An 18,972-nucleotide genomic window follows, 5' to 3' on the forward strand; every position below is an offset into this window, starting at 1 on the left:
AACAATAAATCAAAATAAATAAAATTTAGTGCACCTTAAAATACAATAAAGCCATTTTTTAAAATAAACCCTAAAATTATATTTTTCTTTAATCTACTCAGATTCAACAAAGCCAAGTTGTCAGCAACTTATTTTTATGGGATAAATACAAGCAAGGAATAGTCAGTTTGAGTGATTGAAAGCAGGGAAATCAGCCCAATTCATTACTTTTGCAGACTGCATACTATACTGACTTCTGGAGAACTGCTCAGGTGACCAAACAATTTCTGACACATCGTTGTCTGATTGCGCCGCCACATGCGGACGATGACTTTTTTTCTCAGACGGTCATCTATCTGGCCCGTCATGATGAAGATGGCGCACAAGGCATCATCATCAACCGACCTGCCGGCATTCAGATTAAAGAATTGCTGAATGATCTGGATATTGAAGCAGATAATGTCAATCCGCATGAAGTATTGCAAGGTGGGCCTTTACGTCCTGAGGCCGGCTTTGTATTACATACCGGTCAGCCGACCTGGCATTCCTCTATTGCGGTAGGCGAGAATGTCTGTATTACCACATCTAAAGATATTCTGGACGCGATTGCGCATAATGAAGGTGTCGGCCGCTATCAGATTGCCCTGGGTTATGCCAGCTGGGCCAAACATCAGCTGGAACAGGAAATTGCTCGCGGTGACTGGCTGATTTGTGATTCCGATATGGACCTGATTTTTAATCTACCTTATAACGACCGTTGGGATGCTGCCTATAAAAAAATGGGCGTCGACCGCAACTGGTTATCTTCCGAGATTGGACATGCCTGATGTAAACACGCCACAAACCATTATGGCGTTTGATTTTGGTACACAAAAAATGGGAATGTCTGTTGGACAATCCCTGATTGAAAGTGCCAATCCCCTGCCATTATTTCCCATGAAAGATGGCATTCCCAACTGGGATGAACTGCTCAAAATCGTGAAAAGCCATCAACCGAATCTATTTCTGGTCGGTTTGCCGCTGAATATGGATGATAGTGAATCTGAGCTTTCAACACGGGCCCGTAAATTTGCCCGCCGTTTACGGCATCAGACCAATATTGCAACCCTGATGGTAGATGAGCGTCTGACCACCCGTGAAGCACGAGACGAACTGGATCATTATCAGGCGCAAGGTCGCGGCAAGAAGTTGTCTGCCGACAGTATTGCCGCTGCCTTATTGATTGAAAGCTGGTATCGTCATCCGGCTGGAGTCACGCCTTAAACGACTGTAAGAACTTTAAAATCAGCATCCTTTGGGATGCTTTTTTATGCCCAAAAATATTTATTAAGTATAAAAATAACGGAAGGTCAGATTGATTCTTGGTGTCAAAACTTTGCTGGTCTTGCCGATATTATGCTTCCAGTGCCGCTGGGTCTGGCCACGCATCACAATCAGTTGGCCACTGTGTAATAGCAAATCGACTTTATTGCCTTGGGTTTTATGCTTAAAGCTCATTTTACGCGTCGCACCCAGACTGAGTGAAGCAATAACATTTTCCCGAGAGGTGCCTGTATATAAAGCAGGTTCATCATCACTATGCCAGCCCAAACCCTGGGAACCATCTTCATACAAATTGGCCAGACAGGAATTAAAGGGATGCCCCACCAGCTGTTCAATCTGCTGCTTTAAGCGAAACAGTCCGGGAGTCCAGAGCTGAGCTTGCTTGAGCGTCCCTGAATAATGATATTGATAATGCGCATCGCCATACCAGACCACTTGGCGTGCAGTGACATAGTGCTTGCCGAATAAGCGCACTTCATCATGTTGCCAGGCCAACTGACTCAGAAAATATTGCAGATACTGCTGGCTTTGTGCCTGATCCAGAATCAGACCATAATTCTCTACTACCCCATCGAAGGGCAAGATATTCGTTTCAGGCTGCGGCTCGAATAAATCTAGGGTCATGTTATTTAGATCTAGTATCTTGCTGAAAATACTTGCATTGACTCCGGAAAAGTACAACCGGCTGTCACAAATGACTACAACATTTTCCCTTGTGACTTCCCCTGTTCCTGCCTAAACTAAATTTAACTTTCACAATAAAAATAATCCTTTATGAACTTATGGCAACTGTTTCTTAAACTGCGTCCTTTTGTTCAGCCATATCGGGTGCTGGTGATTGCCACGCTGATTTTGACCCTGATCGGTTCCTTTACCGCACAGGTCAATGCGCTGACCCTGCAATATGCGGTCGACAGCATCAATGCGTTACTGGAAGCCGGGCAAGGACTGGAACAAGGCTGGCATATTCTGATCACCATTTCGGTGATCTTGCTGGGTAAAGAAATTCTTAATGCCTTTGTGCAGTTCGGACAGAAATTTTACGGAGAGAAACTGCGGATTTTTGTCTCTCAGGATCTGGCGCAAGGGATTATTGAAAAGTTCTTAAAATATCGTCTGGAATTTTTTAATCAGGAAAATAATCAGGCCGGAAAATTACAGACCCGGATTGATCGCGGCATCGGTTCACTGACCCGTCTGGTGCAGATTTTCTTTATTGATATCCTGCCGTTATTTACCAGCGCAATTGTGGCTTTGGGCCTGATGTACTATGCCAATGTGTATGTTGGTCTGGTAGCCACTGCCATTGTGCCGATCTATTTCTGGCTGACCTATAAACAGGCACAAAAGCTTGGAGGCTGGCGTCGTAGTCTGCGGGATGGTCGTGAGAAAAAGAGTCAGGGTATTCTCAGCATCATCAACTCGATTACCGTGATCAAGTCGTTTAACCGTGAATCGATTGAGTCGGAAAAGCAGCTGACCTTACAACGCGAGCTGACGGATAACCAGATGAAGACCCGTCAGACCAGTTTCCTGTTTGATGGCCTGAAAACATTCTTGGAACAGATCGGCATTGTGCTGATCATTATTCTGACCTCGTACTTTGTGCTGGATGGTCAGATGAGTATCGGCATGATCATGTTCCATGTCCTGCTGTTTAATAATGTCTCTGCTCCGATTCGCTCATTGCACCGGATTTATGATGAAGTGAATGATGCCATGATCTATTCGGAAAGCTTTTTCAAGATTCTGGAAGCCGACAATGAAGTTGAACAAAGCGGCCAGCAAAAACCTGTTGTGCAAGGCAAATTTGAACTGAGTGGCGTGAATTTCTTTTATCCAAATGGCCATCATGCCCTGAAGGATATTGCTATGGAAATCCGTCCCAATAAAATTACCGCCTTGGTCGGTTTATCCGGCGCGGGGAAATCTACCCTGATCAGCCTGCTGGATAAATTTTATGAGCCGCAACAAGGCCAGATCAAACTGGATGGCATTGATTTAAAAGATTATGACACCCAGTATCTGCGTGATCATATTGGTCTGGTCTTGCAAAAAAATCACATTTTTCAGGGTACGATTTTTGACAATATCCGTTATGGCAAAATCAGCGCGTCGATGCAAGATGTCATTGAAGCGGCAGAAAAAGCCTCGATTCATAGCCAGATTTTACAGCTTCCGGATGGCTATGACAGCGATGCCCTAATGCTGTCTGGCGGCCAGCAGCAACGGATTGCCTTGGCGCGAATGTTCCTGAAAAATCCACCGATTATTTTTCTGGATGAGCCGACAGCAAGTCTGGATGCGATTGCCAGTGAGCAAATCAAGCAAAGTCTGGATCAGATCAAGCAAGGTCGTACCGTCATCATCATTTCACACAGCCTGTCGCAGATTATTGATGCGGATTATACCTATGTGATGAAAGAAGGAATGATTGCTGAACATGGCGAGCACGATCAGCTTTATCATCAGCAAGGTGTATATAAGGAAATTTTTGATGCGATGGCCAAGAGCCTGAATATTGAAAAAATTGCCAAGACTTTTGAAGATGATGCCGAGGAAGAAACGCATAGTTAGGGTATATAAACTGAGGAACAGTACTCGTTGAAAAACATTTACAAGCTCTACAACTGATTTAGCTTAAAGCATAATTTTTTATTAATAAAATCAACATATTAGACTCACAATTTTTAACTCGGCATATCCAGCAAGAGAATTGGGAAGATTTGGACTATATCCAAGTATTCCCAATTTCCTTTGATTAAATAGATTTTTATTAATTTTTTCAGAACTCTACGACCCACTCGCCCTTGATGTAACGATAATCATAATCTGGCCCATAGAATGAAGCACTGCGGTTGTATCCGGCATTCATACGTAGAAATTGTGTACCATGGGCAGGACTTTGCAAATTCAGCTCGAATAACCGGGTGGATTGACTTGAATCCTGATTGATTTTTTCACGTCCAAAACCAGCGGTGAAACCTGCTGACCATCCGGAAAAACGCTGGCGCCAACCTAAGGCCAGCATCGATTCTTGATAATCCTGAGGGTTGAAATACTCTCTTCCTGCATCCTCTTCACTACTCTGGTAAGTACGGTATCTAGCTTGGAGCGTTAACCCCAAGTCCAGAGAGGGCTGATAGATCAGTCTGATACGACCATGATCACGACGGTTATCATCTGAAAAAAATTGTGTTCCTGCGACACCGACGATGGTGACATGCTCACCCAAACCTTGATCCAGTGCCGCACCCACGAATGTAAAATTTGTCCCCTGATTCAAAGCTGCTTGCGTTTCAACCCAATCTCGATTGGCAAAAATTTCGAATGCCGTTTTTTCTGCCAGTGGCATACGATAACTGCCGTCGAAAGTGAATAGGGCATGATCACCTTGATCAAATATACCTGCTTCCAAAGCCCAACCATTCGCTGTAGCAGAATCAATATTACGTCCGATAAATGAGATCTTTTGACCATCTCGACTCCAGTCATCAGCTTTATACTGATAAGCACTGGCACGTATCCCTAGATAATGATCAGCATGCTCATATCGAGGCAAAAATTCCGCTGATAATTTGCGGGTTTGGAAACCTTCGCTATCATCACTTAAAAAGAACTCTGTACCAAGCGCACGTTCACTTGGAGCGGGATTTTCCTTTACTTCATTGGCTAGGCTACTTGTACTCATGCTGATGAGTACAGGAACAATTGCATAGATGCCAATTTTTTTATTTCTCATTTTGTTCCCCATGTTTTTCGTGTTCTCAGTACCTCATCCAGATACCCTAAAATACTGGCAGGCTGCAGTAAGAAACTGTATGTAACGACATACAGTAAGAAGCCAATGAAGTTTTTACGAACTTTAAGTTCCAGATCGTTAAACATTCTGCGTTCTATCGAGTAATTTAATAGACCAAGCAGAAATGCCATAGGTAATAATACCAAAGTCATGATACCTACGATCCAATAGTGTCCAAAACACGCCAAAATGAGTCCCGGTATAAAGCCAAAAGTAAAAGCGATATCTAACCAGGGAAAAAACAGATTCCAGTAAATAAAAAATGTGGATAATCTCGGTTTAATTAAAATACTCGGATGTTGAATAAAAGCTTCAATCATGCCACGTGCCCAACGCTGACGCTGTTTAACAAACACCTTCAGTGTGGTCGGGGCATTGGTAAATAGACAGGCATCCTCACAATGTCCGATACGATAGCCTGCGTTTAATAATGCCCAAGTCAGTACAATATCTTCGCCTACACATTCGGGCCATCCCCCTACTTCAATCAAGGCATTACGATCATAAATAGAGAAGGCTCCTTGAGCTACTAAGGTGCCCTGATATAAGGACTGCATACGTTTAGTCGCTGCAATACCGAGAAAATAGTCCCACTCTTGGGTTTTGGTTAACATGTTTTCACGAGAGTTGCGTACCAGAATTTTACCCGCAACCGCACGTGTGTTCGGTGGGTCAGCCATATAGCGTTCAACGAGATTGATTAATGCAACACGATGCAGATAAGAATCCGCATCAACTGTGATTACTAAATCATGCTGAGTGAGCTTTAGTCCTTCATTTAAAGCATGCGCCTTGCCCGCATTTTTCGGTAAATCCAGTAAAGTAAGCCAAGGAAATTTTAGCTGGGCATTTCTGACAATTTCTGCAGTTTCATCCTGTGAGCCATCATTGATGACAATCACCTGCAGTTCACCCGGGTAGTTCTGCAGGCCGATACTGACCAAGGTATCCTTGATTGAAGCCGCTTCATTATAGGCAGCAACCAGTATGGTAATACCGGGATAAGAAACCAAAGGTTGCCTCTTGGGTCTTCGATCCATCATTAGACTGAAAGCCGCAAATGAATTCATAAATCCGGGAATAATGGCAATACCATAGATCAGGAAAACAGCCGCAAAATAACCAATATATTCGCTGAGATCATACATCCAGTTCTGGGAAATCCAAATTGAAAAGGCTGTCCAGCAACAAGCACCAATAAATGCTATGACAAACTTTAAGCGCACAGGAAAATAGATGCGAGAGTCTTCTATTTTTCTTTTATCAATGGTCATGAACATTCTCTTTAATGTGACATTTCATACAAATCGTGCAGGTTTATCTGAAATAAAGAACGCTTGTTGAAACACCTCATCAATTGTTAGATATCCATATCTGTAAATACATAAAGCTCACCATTATTTTCAGAAAGGACTTCGCTTAATGTAAAAAACCTGCATTTTTATAATTATATATTGGTTTTGTATCTTTTTTGATAACTGTGTCACAATTTTTATAAAAAATTCATAATTATTACTTTTAATTGTAATTTATTGTAAAAAATTTTTTATTATTCTCAACGCTGCTCGATGGTTTAATTCGATAAAAAACCTTTCCTCAAGCCAGCAAAAAGCCCGCAACTTGCGGGCTTTTTGTCTTAATTATTCCAGTAATTACTGCTGAACTTTTTGCTCAATCTCTTCGACGCTGGTATGACGTACGTCAAAACCCTTGACCATATAGATCACCTGTTCTGAAATATTGCGGGCATGATCACCGATTCTTTCCAGTGAACGCAGCACCCACAATACATTGATGACACGACTGATATGTCGCGGATCTTCAATCATATAAGTCATGAGGGTACGTGTTGCTGACTGATATTCACGGTCGATGTCTGCATCTGCCAACATTACCTTCAAAGCCTGATCTACATCCAGACGTGCAAAAGCATCCAGCGCATCATGAATCATCACCCGCACCTGGTTGCCAATATGCCGGGTTTCCATATACCCGCGCGGCGAACCACCTTCTTCACACAGACTTTGTGCAATCCGGCCTATTTTCGAGGCTTCATCGCCAATACGTTCAAGATCGGTATTGGCCTTGGACATGGCAAGCACCATACGTAAATCAATCGCAGCAGGATGACGGCGCGCCAGAATCAGGGTCAGTGCTTCATCAATATCCCGTTCCATCTGATTGACGACATTGTCCTGAAACTGTACATCAACCGCCATGGCAACGTCAGTGTCCAACAAGGCATGAATGGCATTGGCCACTTGCTGTTCCACCAGTCCGCCCATGGTCATGAATTTGGTATTTACATCCTGCAATTCTTCATTAAATTGCGAAGAAATGTGATGACTTAACACAGGATTATTTGGACACAAGGAAGTCTACTCCTGAAACGGCATATAGCGATGATCAATAATAAAGCACATTAAAGCATATTTATGATGAAAGTTTGATGACAATAGCAGCCTCATCTGGGCTGAGGTGCATCATATTCAATCAACCAGGCATTCAGCTCGGCCAGTTCCTTTTCGGTCAGCTGACCGACCGAAGCCTGTAACTGCAACACATGCAACAGATAGTCATATTTGGCATTTAAATAATCGGTCTTGGCAGAAAAGGCATTACGCTGGGCTAGCAATACATCGACCATGGTCTTGAGTCCTTCCTGATATTGTGCTCTGGAGGCTTGAGAAACCATTTCTGAAGAGTCCATCGCCGCTTTACGCGCATTCAGTTTGGCCTGATCGGTTTCTACCTGCATGAAAGACTGCTTTACATCGGTATTGGCTTTACGGATGGCGGCATCCAGCTGGGCTGTACTTTTTTCTACATTGACCCCGGCCTGACGAATACTTTTCTGGGTACGGCCACCGTTAAATAGATTCCAGTTCACTTCCACCCCAATCTGGTCAAAATCGCCATTACTGGAAATAATCGTTTCCGGTGTCTGTTTCTGATAGCCATAAGTACCCACCGCTTCGACCTGCGGATAGCGTGCCGCCTGTTCGACCCGTTTGGCATCTTCAGAATAGCGTTTTTGCAGACGGGCTTGCAGAATGTTCAGATTCTGGCTTTGTGCCAATTCGCTCCAGGACTGCATATCACTGGGAATGGGTTTCTGGAACTGGAAGTCCGGGCGTAATACCGCCAGATTTTCCTGATAAGGCCCAATCAGCTGAGCCAGCTGTTCCTGTGCCAGCACCAGCTGAACCTGGGTCGAAATCCGGTTAGCCTGGGCACTTTGATACTGGGCATTGGCTTCACTGACCTCACTCTTTGCCACCAGACCTTCCTTCAGTTTGGCATTCATCATGCGTAACTGCTCAGACAATGCCTGTTCTTCCTGCAAATATGCTGTGGTCAAAGACTGCTGCCGCAACACATTAAAATAGGCTTCTGCCACCTGTAAAATATGCTGCTGTTTTTGCAGACGCAAATTGATTTCACTCAGTTCAACCGAAGTTTTGACCTGCTTATAGCCCTGCCAGGCGTCCCAGCGAAATAAAGGCTGGCGGGCGGTTAAAGCTACCTGCCGACTGGTGGTACTGGAACTTTGCAACTCACCAAACCCAGGCGGCAAACCTGCAGACTGCGAGTTATTGACGGACTGGTTCTTACGGGTGATATTGCCTGAAAGGGACACGGTCGGCAGCAAATTGCCGCTGGCAATCCCCAGATTGAGCTGATCGGCCTGATACTGCAACACATTCGCCTGCCAGTTCGGGTCATTTTGCTGGGCGCGCGCATAGGCTTCTTGCAAATCCAGTGCAAAAACTGCTGGACTACTTGCCAATATCCCCGCCATGACACTGAGTTTTAGTTTCATTTTATAGTGTTCATCCCTAACAGCCATTCAGATCAAAAAATGCTGGCGCTTTAAGCTAAGCCATACTAAAGAGATCTTTTCGATTTTTACGTATGATTTTTATTAACTTTTTAATATAACTATCGGGTTTTATCCACGATTAATTCAATTTTCAAGATCTCTGCCTGCAATGTAACAAAGCAATTCACAATACTAAACATAGTATTTTAATTTGATCTATACAATATACCTCCCAGTAAGGCCGTTATTTTCTGAATTCACCTATACAGAGTCCTGAAGCACAGTGTTAATGCCATTCCCGTCGATATTCAAAGCCTGTTTCATTGCCGGCAGTTTGCTGTTTCTGGGAGGCTGTCAGCAGCCCTCAGAATCACAGCTCCAGATTGAACAGCCTGAAGCGAGTCAAGCCCAAAGTCCAGTCAATGACTTCAGCCTCATGTGCCAGAATATTGAAAAAAACATGTCCCAGATTAATGACCAGCGTACGACTTTTGCACTGGAACAGATTAATCAGGATCTTAAAGTGTGCCTGCCCTTAATGGAACTGGCAGAGCAGAAAAATCTGATGCTGCGCTCTACCGAAATGTATCAGCGCTTTTTGGCTGTGGACCGTACCGAATTTCAGCAACGTGCCTTTGAGCAGTATGCGCTGGAAATGGCCCAGCACCCCACCATTCAGCAGGCACATTTTCAGCAACTGACTTCACGTGACCAGTATCTGTTAAAGCACAAAGGTCAGGCCTATGTGGAATTGCTAGATCTTGGCGATGGCAGCTTACATTATCGTCGCAGTCCGGAATATCTGGCGCGTATTTTTGCCCCCTACTTACCAGCCGCTGAAAGGGTCTTTATTGAACAGCTCGCTGAACAGAATATGGAGCCGGTGCTGGTGGAAAAACGCCTGCAGATCGAGGCGGCTGACATTGCGGCACGCAGTCTGCTCTGGGAAGATTATCTCAAGACCTATCCGCACAGCAGTTATAAACGTGATGCCGAATACTTACTGAAACAATATACCTACTTCCTGTTCAGAGGCACTGAAGCATCTCCGGTTTCTGAAGATTATCGCGACCGTTATGCCGTCGATACCAGTCATCTGGAAACGATTATCGGTCTGTCGCGTGGCCAGAAATCAACCCTGTCTACCCAGGCCCGCCAGTTTCTGGAATTTCTGGACATGACTCCGGAACAGCGCCAGCAAGCCTTACCTGCCGACTATCGCAACCGTTCGGAAGCGGAACAGATTCTGTATTATGCCAAGATCAGTCCACCCTCACAAAAATATGATAAAGACTGTTTTATGGATGCGTTCTGTATCTAGCCGGAATGGGTGTGGAGCTGAGTCCAGCTTTTCCTGACCTGAACAGATCATCGTTAAAGTTGAAAGATTTAGACCTGTTTATTCTGCCTCAACTGAGCTAAGCTTTAGCCTCGCTTGACGGAGCGCGAGTAATCACTCGCTGAGATCATGTGATTCCTTTTATCGTTATCAGGAATTGAGCATGAGTACCGTTGAACCTGATCAGGTTAAGACCTGCGTAGGAATCAAGCCAGCTAAAAACCCAGCCCTTTTTTTATCCGCTCAGGATAAATCTGCCCGCGTTTTTGGTCGTGCTTGATTCGTTGATGTCATTCATAAGGATCATAGCCATGAACCAGTTAACGAATCTTTCTTCTGAAACTTCTCTCTCCACCCATGAACAGGAAGCACGTGACTTAACGCGCATTCTGCCTGCTTCACGTAAAGTCTATCTGTCAGGCTCACGTCCTGATATTCAGGTGCCGATGCGGGAAATTTCCCTCAGTGAAACCCCGACAGGCTTAGGCGGTGAATACAATCCACCCTTGATGGTTTATGACACTTCCGGTGTCTATACTGATCCGAATGTGACGATTGACCTGAATAAAGGCCTGCCAAATATCCGTGACAGCTGGATTGAACAGCGTAACGATACTGAAATGCTGGACGATTTAAGCTCTGAATTTGGCCGTCAACGTCTACGAGATATCCGTACTGCCGCAATCCGTTTTGCCCATATCCAGAAACCTCGCAAAGCCAAATCCGGCCACAACATCACCCAGATGCATTATGCCAAGCAGGGTATGATTACTCCGGAAATGGAATATATCGCGATTCGTGAAAATCTGCGGCAACTCGATGGTGTCGATATGCGCCAGCATCCGGGGCAGAATTTCGGTGCCCAGAATTTACGCGAAATCACCCCGGAATTTGTGCGTCAGGAAGTCGCTGCCGGCCGCGCCATTATTCCAGCCAATATCAACCATCCGGAACTGGAACCGATGATTATCGGGCGTAATTTTCTGGTGAAAATTAATGCCAATATCGGTAATTCTGCACTCGGTTCCAGTATTGAAGAAGAAGTTTCGAAAATGACCTGGGCGACACGCTGGGGTGCCGATACCATTATGGATCTGTCGACCGGACAGAATATTCATGAAACCCGGGAATGGATTATCCGTAACTCTCCAGTGCCAATTGGCACCGTACCGATCTATCAGGCTTTGGAAAAAGTCAACGGCGTCGCCGAAGATCTGAGCTGGGAGATCTTTAAAGATACCCTGATTGAACAGGCCGAACAGGGCGTGGACTACTTCACCATTCATGCTGGTGTACTTTTAAGATATGTACCGCTCACGGCCAACCGTCTGACCGGCATTGTCTCGCGTGGCGGTTCGATCATGGCGCAGTGGTGTCTGGCACATCATCAGGAAAACTTCCTCTATACCCATTTTGATGACATCTGCGAAATCATGAAAGCCTACGATGTGTCGTTTAGTCTGGGTGATGGCCTGCGTCCGGGCTGTGTGCAGGATGCCAATGATGAAGCACAATTTGCCGAACTGAGAACCTTGGGTGAACTGACCCATCGTGCCTGGGAGCATGATGTGCAGGTGATGATCGAAGGCCCGGGCCATGTCCCGATGCACATGATCAAGGAAAATATGGAGCTGCAACTCGAAGTCTGTAAAGAAGCACCCTTCTATACCTTGGGGCCGTTAACCACCGATATTGCACCGGGTTATGACCACATTACTTCAGCCATTGGCGCCGCGATGATTGGCTGGTATGGCACGGCCATGCTCTGCTATGTCACACCTAAAGAACATTTGGGCTTACCGAATAAAAAGGATGTGAAAGACGGCATTATTACCTACAAGATTGCAGCACATGCGGCAGATCTGGCCAAAGGACATCCGGGTGCGCAGGCACGGGACAATGCCCTGTCCAAGGCCCGTTTTGAGTTCCGTTGGGAAGATCAGTTCAATTTGAGTCTGGATCCGGATACCGCCCGCAGCATGCATGATGAAACCATGCCCAAAGCAGCCCATAAGTCAGCGCATTTCTGTTCCATGTGTGGACCGAAGTTCTGTTCGATGAAGATTAGCCAGAATGTGCGCGACTATGCCAATCAACAGGCCAATATAGATCAATCTGTGGTCTCGCAGGCCGAGATTGAAGCCGGTCTGGATCAGATGAAAGCCAGTTTCCATAACTCCGGCCAAAATCTGTACCAAAAATTATAAAACTTTAAAAAAAACAGTTGTCTTCAAAAAAAACTCAGATAGGATGAAAATAAATCAATTCATTCTATCTGAGCATATGAATATTATTAAACAGGCCTCTTATAATAAAAAAGACTTTAGCGTAGAGGCACGTGAGTTCTTGTACCGGGGTTTTATTCAGGTGGAAAAAGTCAGCCTGCAACACCGTTTATTTCATCAGGAAGGCTCAACACCGACCTTGCAGCGTGAACTGATTCATCGGCCAGAAGCAGCCGGTGTGTTGATGTATAACCATCAGCAGCAGAAATTTGGCCTGATTGAACAGTTCCGTATTGGGGGGCTGGACGATGTCGACTCGCCTTGGCAGCTCGAAGTCATTGCCGGCGTACTCGATGGAGCCGAAGCTCCGGAACAGTGTATCCGTCGTGAAGCACTCGAAGAATCAGGCTGTACCCTGACTGAGTTACAGCATATTTTCAGCTTTTATCCTTCTGCGGGTGCCTGTTCCGAATTGTTTCATTTATATGTTGCCGAGACTGAACTGCCGGAACAAGGCGGTGTCTTTGGCATGCCAGATGAAGGTGAAAATATCCAGCTGCATATTCTGGATTATGCCGATATTGCCACTTTACTCACCAATGGTCGCTTAAGGAATGCACCGGTCATTATGGCCTTGCAGTGGTTGCAACAGCATATTCATACTGCCGGGATATGTCTAAGGGGAAAGACATGAGTTTTCAGCAGTCAGGTACAACCACACAGCCGGACTGGACCATCATCCAGATTTCGGATACGCATTTGATGAATCAGCAAGAGCTGGAATTTGCCCAGATGAATCCTGAGCAGAGTTTTCATGAAGTGATACGGCATGTGCAGCAACGCTTTCCCAAAATTGATGCACTGCTTCATACCGGTGATCTGGCTCAGGTTCCGGTAGCAGAAACTTATCAGCGTTATATCGACTTTATCCAGTCCTTAGGCGTACCGCATTACCAGATTCCAGGCAATCATGATGATGCTCAAGTATTTCCGTTTCATCAGAATACCAATCAGGTACATGCGATTCATTTCGGCACTTGGAGCATGATGCTGTTAAACAGTGCGGTTCCAGGCAAGGTCGATGGCTGGGTCGAGCAAGCTCAGCTCGATCAGCTGGATCAGCTTCTGGGTGAATACAGCCAGCAATATATTATTATTGCCTGTCATCATCATCCGTTTAGCATGCAATCTCACTGGATCGATCAGCACCGGCTTAAAAATGCCGACCATCTTAAAGATGTGCTGGCACGGCATCAGAATGTGAAGCTGGTATTATTCGGTCATGTGCATCAGGACTCCTGCAATGAGTGGCACGGTATCTATTTTTTATCCACGCCATCGACCAGTGTACAGTTCAAACCCCAAAGCCCGGATTTCGCGCTAGATCAGGCGGCGCCTGGTTATCGTGTATTACATTTGCAACAAAATGGTGAGTTTGATACCTACATTGAGCGGGTGGCATTGAGCCAGCAAAATATTAATACCGAAATTTCAGGTTATTAACTTTTCAATTTGTTTTTTTTGCATTACTTTATTGCAACCAAAGGAAATGTGATATGCATAGTCCAGCCATCAAAGACTATCAATAAGCATAAAAAGTCTATATGATGACGGCCCCCACAGGAGGATAATCCTTCTTCAGGGTGGATAAAAATTGCATATCACCATATTTTTTGCGTAGCAATCATACGCATAGATGAGGAATGCCCTAAATGGCGAATGACAACCAAAATCAAGTCTTAGACAATCAAACTGAAGTTGTAGAAGAGAAAGCTGCAAAGCGCGTACGCAAATCTAAGCCTAAAACGACTGACGGTGGTTCTACTGCTAGCTTATTTGGTATTGAACCTTATCAACCTAAAAAAAATGAAGAATACATGTCTGAAGGTCAGCTTCAGCATTTCCGCCAGATCTTGATGGCATGGAAAGCTGAATTGATGTCAGAAGTAGATCGTACCCTCAATACAATGCAAGATGAAAATACTGCCCTTCCTGATGTCAACGACCGTGCGACGCAAGAAGAGGAATTTGCCATTGAGCTACGTACCCGTGACCGTGAACGTAAACTGATCCGTAAAATCGAACAGTCGATCGAAGCGATCCAGAATGATGACTATGGTTTCTGTGAAACCTGTGGTATCGAAATTGGTCTGCGTCGTCTAGAAGCACGCCCAACTGCAACTTTATGTATTGACTGCAAAACGTTGGCAGAAATCAAAGAGAAGCAAAATAACGGTTAAGTATGTCTTTAAGTAATCCCTCCCTGACCCTCCCTTTATTAAAGGGAGGGAAAGCTGAAGTGAATTACGTGGGTCGGTTCGCGCCATCGCCAACCGGCCCTTTGCATTTTGGCTCCCTCATTACCGCAGTCGCCAGTTACTGCGATGCCAAAGCAAATCAAGGTACATGGCTGGTCCGGATTGAAGACACCGACATTCCACGTATTTATCCTGGTAGCGAAGAGCATATTCTGCGCGCCATGGATGCCTTTCAGTTTGAGCCAGACGGCGAGATTATTTTCCAGAAAGACCGTTTAGACATCTATGCAAATGTAATCGAACAATTACGTCAGCAAGGTCTGGTCTATGCCTGTCAATGTACCCGTAAAATGCTCGGTTCCAATCATATCTATCAGGATACCTGTCGCGACCTGGGTCTGGCTTTTGAACAGCAGGCCATTCGCCTAAAAGTCGCGGAGGTCGAGATCTGTTTTGAAGACCGTCTGCAAGGCAGACATTGCTCCGAGCTCAAAAAAGATCTGGGGGATTTTGTCTTGAAACGTCGCGACGGCATTATCAATTATCAGTTGGCTGTTGTGGTCGACGATTATCTGCAAGGCATAAGCCATGTTGTGCGCGGTGCGGACTTGCTGGACAATACCGAACGGCAGATCTATCTGGGACAGTTACTCGGCTACCCTCGCCTGAGCTATATGCATCTGCCACTGGCAATGAATGATCAGGGACAAAAACTGTCAAAACAGAATCTGGCCCAAGCCCTGGATTTAACCCAGGCACCGCAATTATTACAACAGGCACTTCAGGCTTTGCATCAGGCTGAAGTTGATCCGGATACGCCGCAGCACATGCTGCAACAGGCTGTGGCGCAGTGGGACATTGAACGGATTCCGCATACAACAGCGCTACAAGGTCACTATTTATAAAAACGGGTTTTCAATTAATCTATCTAAAAGTAACTCGCCAGATAAAAGGATGATAAAAATGTTGTTTATTTTTGGATTCGGCCCGAAAACCAAAGTGATTGAGAAAAGCCAGTTCCTGTGTCCGGTCTGCCGCACCCGTTCAGGCTATGAACTGAAACAGCAGCGCAATTATTTTTCTCTGTTTTTTATTCCCTTGATTCCGCTCTCTAAACCCAAGAATGCATTTGTCAGCTGTTCTAACTGCGGTACGGTGATGCCGAGCACAGTGCTTGACCATGCTCAGCCTGAACCTCAGCGTAATTCCAGTCTAGAAGCTTGATTCTTCCCGGCTTGGATTGACCTGTCGTGTGGTTGAATCGATTTTCAGAATCAGACTGATCATTACCGCACAGACAATTAAGGATGAACCACCATAACTGATAAATGGCAGGGTCAAACCTTTGGTTGGCAACATGCCCATATTCATGCCGGCATTCACCAGAATCTGTAACAGGAAAATGATGCTGATGCCATAAGCCAGATAGCCGGCACGCAGATATTGATGCTGCAAGGCACGATGACCAATACGGATGCAGCAGACCATCATGGTAAAAGACAGGATCAGAATTGTTGCAATACCCAAGAAACCGAATTCCTCACCCAGAATCGCCAGCATGAAGTCGGTATGCGCTTCCGGCAGATAAGACATTTTCTGGATACTGTGACCTAAGCCTACCCCTGTCCATTCGCCGCGCCCAAAGGCCATCAGGGCATTGGACAACTGATAGCCGGTACCCAGAGGATCTTCCCAGGGATTCGAGAAAGACAGCAGACGTTGCAGACGATAAGGTTCCAATAAAATCGCGGCAGCAAATGCCCCCACCAGGGTCATGAAAGCCACACCAAACTGAATCCACGGCGCACCCGCCAGGAAAAACACCCCGAGCATGGTCAGGGTAATCACGACGGTTGCACCCAAGTCAGGCTCAAGGATAATCAAACCGACGGTCACCCCCATAATGGCGCTTAAACGTACCAGACCCTTGATGTTATTGCGCACTTCTTCCGCACGGCGTACCACATAGTCGGCAGTAAAAATCGCCATCATCACCTTGGCCACTTCCGAGGCCTGCAAGGTAAATCCGGCCACCCGAATCCAGCGCTTGGAACCATTCACTTCAGTTCCAACCACCAGCACCGCCACCAGCAGCATAATGGTGATAATCCACAAAAAGAAGGTGTTGTTAAACCAGACCTTTAAGGGAATCTTATACGCCAGCAAGGCCGCAACAGCGGCAACAAAAATGGAAATACCATGGCGGCTAATATAATGAAAGGCATTTTCATGCATGCGTTCAGCATAGGGCATCGAGGCCGATGCCACCATGATCGAGCCAATACACAGCAATGCCAACACACAGAAAATCAGCACATTGCGCGGATTCAGCTCAGCGGGGAGTTTCGGCAACCACTGGCTATAAAACTGGTTTAATTTATTGATCGTAGTCTGAGCAAACCCAGCCATATCACGAATCCTTGTTATTCTTAATTGAGTTCATTCACATATGCAACAAACTTGCGACCACGCTCCGGATAGCCCGAGAACATATCAAAACTTGCACATGCAGGAGACAATAGCACGACATCATGTGGCTGGGTGTGCTTTTGGCAGATTTCCACCGCCTGCTGCAAGCTCTCTGCACGCAGCAGTTCAGTCGTGCCTGCAATTGCCGCTTCGATGACGGGACGATCTTCACCCATCAGGACAGCCAGCTTGGCATATTTACCCAGTGATTCACGCAAGGCCTTAAAGTCCTGACCTTTGCCCTGCCCACCAAGAATAATCGCCACCTTGCCGCCTTGTGCTTCAATGGCCATACCTAAGCCGTCGAGTGCCGCCAAAGTTGCACCGATATTGGTTCCTTTAGAGTCATTGTAGTAACGTACACCCTGTACTTCTTTGACGAATTCGCAGCGATGTTCCAGACCTTTGAAGGTTTTCAGGGTTTCCAGCATGCTGTCCAGTGGCAAACCAATTGCTTCACCGAGTGCCAGACAAGCCAAGGCATTGGCAACATTATGCGTGCCCTGCATATACATTTCGGTACTTTTTAGCAGACGTTCACGCCCCCGCGCCAGCCAGATGCCACCATCACCATCTTTAAGAATCCCGTACTGGTTCATATCCGGTGCATTCAGCCCAAAGCTTTGCATCGGCGTCACATCCGGCACCAAAGGACGGGTCAAAGAGTCATCCCGGTTATACACCACTTTTTTCACACCCTGAAAAATCCGGTGCTTGGCAGTGTGATAGCCCATCATGTCGCCATGACGATCCAGATGATCTTCACTCATGTTGAGTACTACAGCAACCTCTGCCGCCAGGTTTGAAGTGGTTTCCAGCTGAAAACTGGATAATTCTAAAATATATAGCTCAGGATCATCTTTGGTCAGATCTAGCGCAGGACGGCCCAAGTTACCACCCACGGCGACTTTCTTGCCAGCATCGGCGGCCATCAAACCAATCAAAGTCGTGACTGTACTTTTGGCATTCGAACCGGTAATTGCCACAATCGGCTTGTCGGTAGCGCGACGTAAAATCTGGATTTCACTGACCACCGGAATGCCATTATTGATCGCAGCCTGAATTTCGGGAAGCTTCGGATCAAGTCCGGGACTGATCACGATTTCTTCTGCGGACAGCAACAGTTCCGCATCAAACTGGCCAAAACTGGTCTGAACCTCGGCCGGAATCTGGTCATGCCCTGGCGGGTTAGCTCTAGAATCTGTTACTGCAACGCGGTAGCCCTGACCATGCAAGAAATTGACTGCTGCAACACCAGATATTCCGAGTCCTGCAACGACTTTTAACCCACCACGTTGTATTAACATTTTCGCCCCATATTTTGGTCTATTTTGAAACTGACGAAATGGTAGCACTTTGCTGTTTTGAATGCCTTTTCTGATTGAGCTTTCTGTACATTTTTTTTGTGTCCATGCGTAAAAAAACCGTCATGCTGATGACGGTTTTTAAAATTCCAGCAGAAAAGGAAATTATTTCCATTTCACCGCTTGCTGGGCCGGCTTTTCCTGTGTAGTTTGCTCCGAAGCCGGACAGGCACAATTTCCGCCACAGCCACTGGCCATTGCAGGCTGCAGCCATTTGGCCAGACCCATCCAGCCTTTGGCTGCACAGGCATCAGACAGCTTCTGGAAGACTGAGCGAGAGGTGTTCGGAAACACCTTTTTAAATACCACCAGCGCACTCCATAGAACCAGTGCCGCCACAATCAGAATTTCAATCATTTCAATCTCCCATGCATAGTATTGAACCAAAGC

At 45.8% G+C, this 18,972-nt stretch carries 18 protein-coding genes and 1 riboswitch; of the genes, 10 read left to right on the forward strand and 8 right to left on the reverse strand.

Annotated elements, in window-relative coordinates:
- Positions 1-251 precede the first annotated feature (251 nt).
- Both AC3IT7_RS13670 and ruvX read left to right on the forward strand, forming a co-directional pair.
- Entirely contained in the window at positions 252-806 is a 555-nt protein-coding gene (locus AC3IT7_RS13670) for a YqgE/AlgH family protein (protein WP_475655313.1), read from the forward strand.
- The gene (gene ruvX, locus AC3IT7_RS13675) at positions 799-1,242 is read left to right on the forward strand and encodes a Holliday junction resolvase RuvX (protein ID WP_489248819.1); all 444 of its coding nucleotides are present in this window, start codon (positions 799-801) and stop codon (positions 1,240-1,242) included. Before AC3IT7_RS13670 ends, ruvX begins: the two co-directional genes overlap by 8 nt.
- A gap of 63 nt (positions 1,243-1,305) precedes the next feature.
- On the opposite strand, the gene AC3IT7_RS13680 is transcribed toward ruvX, so the two are convergent.
- Positions 1,306-1,926, reverse strand: a complete 621-nt coding sequence (locus AC3IT7_RS13680) for an alpha-ketoglutarate-dependent dioxygenase AlkB family protein (protein WP_244782695.1) — start codon at positions 1,924-1,926, stop codon at positions 1,306-1,308.
- A gap of 150 nt (positions 1,927-2,076) precedes the next feature.
- Here AC3IT7_RS13680 and AC3IT7_RS13685 point away from each other — a divergent pair, with 150 nt between their 5' ends.
- A complete protein-coding gene (locus AC3IT7_RS13685; RefSeq protein ID WP_489248820.1) occupies positions 2,077-3,879 on the forward strand; it encodes an ABC transporter ATP-binding protein in 1,803 nt (600 codons plus the stop codon).
- A gap of 208 nt (positions 3,880-4,087) precedes the next feature.
- On the opposite strand, the gene AC3IT7_RS13690 is transcribed toward AC3IT7_RS13685, so the two are convergent.
- From AC3IT7_RS13690 to abuO, 4 genes are all read right to left on the reverse strand, one after another.
- Positions 4,088-5,044 carry a hypothetical protein gene (locus AC3IT7_RS13690; RefSeq protein ID WP_489248821.1) on the reverse strand — a complete coding sequence of 319 codons (957 nt, stop codon included), beginning with the start codon at positions 5,042-5,044 and terminating at the stop codon, positions 4,088-4,090.
- On the reverse strand, positions 5,041-6,378 hold the full coding sequence (locus AC3IT7_RS13695; protein ID WP_489248822.1) for a glycosyltransferase family 2 protein: 1,338 nt from the start codon (positions 6,376-6,378) through the stop codon (positions 5,041-5,043). Before AC3IT7_RS13695 ends, AC3IT7_RS13690 begins: the two co-directional genes overlap by 4 nt.
- A gap of 378 nt (positions 6,379-6,756) precedes the next feature.
- On the reverse strand, positions 6,757-7,476 hold the full coding sequence (gene phoU, locus AC3IT7_RS13700) for a phosphate signaling complex protein PhoU (protein WP_475654746.1): 720 nt from the start codon (positions 7,474-7,476) through the stop codon (positions 6,757-6,759).
- 92 nt (positions 7,477-7,568) lie between these two features.
- Positions 7,569-8,927, reverse strand: coding sequence for a multidrug efflux outer membrane protein AbuO (abuO, locus tag AC3IT7_RS13705; RefSeq protein ID WP_489248823.1), 1,359 nt, complete (start codon positions 8,925-8,927; stop codon positions 7,569-7,571).
- Between the two features lie 289 nt (positions 8,928-9,216).
- Here abuO and AC3IT7_RS13710 point away from each other — a divergent pair, with 289 nt between their 5' ends.
- The 7 genes from AC3IT7_RS13710 to AC3IT7_RS13740 all read left to right on the forward strand — a co-directional run bounded on the left by AC3IT7_RS13710 (position 9,217) and on the right by AC3IT7_RS13740 (position 15,973).
- Positions 9,217-10,248, forward strand: a complete 1,032-nt coding sequence (locus AC3IT7_RS13710; RefSeq protein ID WP_489248824.1) for a hypothetical protein — start codon at positions 9,217-9,219, stop codon at positions 10,246-10,248.
- Positions 10,249-10,356: 108 nt separating this feature from the next.
- A riboswitch (TPP riboswitch) is annotated at positions 10,357-10,489 on the forward strand.
- Positions 10,490-10,577: 88 nt separating this feature from the next.
- The gene (thiC, locus tag AC3IT7_RS13715) at positions 10,578-12,473 is read left to right on the forward strand and encodes a phosphomethylpyrimidine synthase ThiC (RefSeq protein WP_489248825.1); all 1,896 of its coding nucleotides are present in this window, start codon (positions 10,578-10,580) and stop codon (positions 12,471-12,473) included.
- Positions 12,474-12,549: 76 nt separating this feature from the next.
- A complete protein-coding gene (locus tag AC3IT7_RS13720) occupies positions 12,550-13,185 on the forward strand; it encodes an NUDIX domain-containing protein (RefSeq protein ID WP_489248826.1) in 636 nt (211 codons plus the stop codon).
- On the forward strand, positions 13,182-13,994 hold the full coding sequence (gene cpdA / locus AC3IT7_RS13725) for a 3',5'-cyclic-AMP phosphodiesterase (protein ID WP_489248827.1): 813 nt from the start codon (positions 13,182-13,184) through the stop codon (positions 13,992-13,994). The genes AC3IT7_RS13720 and cpdA overlap by 4 nt, the downstream gene beginning before the upstream one ends.
- A 209-nt stretch (positions 13,995-14,203) precedes the next feature.
- Positions 14,204-14,731 (forward strand): RNA polymerase-binding protein DksA, encoded by a 528-nt coding sequence (dksA, locus tag AC3IT7_RS13730; protein WP_364484384.1) that lies wholly within the window; start codon positions 14,204-14,206, stop codon positions 14,729-14,731.
- Positions 14,732-14,733: 2 nt separating this feature from the next.
- Positions 14,734-15,654, forward strand: a complete 921-nt coding sequence (gluQRS, locus tag AC3IT7_RS13735) for a tRNA glutamyl-Q(34) synthetase GluQRS (RefSeq protein WP_489248828.1) — start codon at positions 14,734-14,736, stop codon at positions 15,652-15,654.
- A 58-nt stretch (positions 15,655-15,712) separates the two neighbouring features.
- Positions 15,713-15,973: a zinc ribbon domain-containing protein gene (locus AC3IT7_RS13740; RefSeq protein WP_489248829.1), complete on the forward strand. Its 261-nt coding sequence runs from the start codon at positions 15,713-15,715 to the stop codon at positions 15,971-15,973.
- Here the strand turns inward: AC3IT7_RS13740 and ftsW are convergent.
- The 3 genes from ftsW to AC3IT7_RS13755 all read right to left on the reverse strand — a co-directional run bounded on the left by ftsW (position 15,962) and on the right by AC3IT7_RS13755 (position 18,939).
- Positions 15,962-17,158, reverse strand: a complete 1,197-nt coding sequence (gene ftsW, locus AC3IT7_RS13745; RefSeq protein ID WP_475655344.1) for a putative lipid II flippase FtsW — start codon at positions 17,156-17,158, stop codon at positions 15,962-15,964. The two genes, AC3IT7_RS13740 and ftsW, sit on opposite strands and share 12 nt — an antisense overlap.
- A gap of 20 nt (positions 17,159-17,178) precedes the next feature.
- Complete coding sequence (murD, locus tag AC3IT7_RS13750; RefSeq protein ID WP_489248830.1) at positions 17,179-18,525, reverse strand: UDP-N-acetylmuramoyl-L-alanine--D-glutamate ligase; 1,347 nt, start codon at positions 18,523-18,525, stop codon at positions 17,179-17,181.
- Between the two features lie 162 nt (positions 18,526-18,687).
- On the reverse strand, positions 18,688-18,939 hold the full coding sequence (locus tag AC3IT7_RS13755; RefSeq protein WP_489248831.1) for a DUF6587 family protein: 252 nt from the start codon (positions 18,937-18,939) through the stop codon (positions 18,688-18,690).
- Positions 18,940-18,972 lie beyond the last annotated feature (33 nt).

The sequence above is a fragment of the Acinetobacter sp. KH_038 genome (assembly GCF_057839405.1).